This window comes from Aminobacter sp. P4_D5 (assembly GCF_056401815.1).
Map to the genome: position 1 here is coordinate 1 of NZ_JBFUIP010000499.1, position 885 is coordinate 885.

Below are 885 nucleotides of genomic sequence, written 5' to 3' on the forward strand. Positions count from 1 at the left end.
GATCTACGCCGGCACGCAGGAAGGCCCCTACCTCTCCACCGACAATGGTGAGCACTGGTAGCGCCTCGGCTTCCCGCACCGGGACCGCCAGATCTGGTCGATCGCCGTGCACCCGCGCGACCCCCGGCGGATCTACGTCGGAACCTCGCCGCTCGGCATCTTCGTCTCGAAGGACGGTGGCGCCAGCTTCAGCGCCGCCGTCGGTGTCGACCTGCCCGATGTCACGGACATGCGCGGCTTCCGCAACCGCGTCATGCGCTTCGCCTTCAATCCCTCCAATCCCGACGAGATGTTCGCGGCCCTGGAGGTGCGCGGCGTCGTCCGCTCCACCGACGGGGGCGAAAGCTGGCAGGATTGCAGCGGCCACCTGATCCGCCTGGCGGAACAGGAGCACCTGAAGAGCGCCATCCTCACCAGCCACACGGCCGAGGGCATGCTGGACGTCCACGCTTTGGCGATGAGCCCCGCCGCGCCGGGTGTGCCGATCCTGGCGCTGCGGATGGGCATCTTCCGCTCCGAGGATCACGGCGCGCACTGGACCGACCTCGAGATGCGCAAGCGCACGCCGATCTTCTACGGCCGCGACATCCGCGTCTCGCCGCACGATCCCAACACCCTCTACTGCACCATGTCGGTCTCGGCCGGCGGCGAGACCGGCACGGTCTGGCGCAGCACGGATCTCGGCGGGAGCTGGGCGCGCTTCGATCCGCCGACCCGCGCGGTGGCGACGATGATGGCCGTGGTGCCGTCGCCGCGCGACGCGCAGGTGGTCTATTCCTGCGCGCGGAAAGGCCAGGTCTTCGGCACGCTCGACGGCGGCACGACCTGGGTGGAGACGCCCCTGCCGAAGGGCTGCACCGGGGTCATGGCGCTCGCGGTGAACTG

Annotated in this window: 1 protein-coding gene; it reads left to right on the forward strand. The window is 69.8% G+C overall.

The window, feature by feature from the left end; genetic code table 11:
- Positions 1-106: 106 nt before the first annotated feature.
- A partial coding sequence (locus tag AC1DWF_RS33050; protein WP_476842731.1) for a WD40/YVTN/BNR-like repeat-containing protein occupies positions 107-885 on the forward strand: 779 nt, incomplete at its 3' end.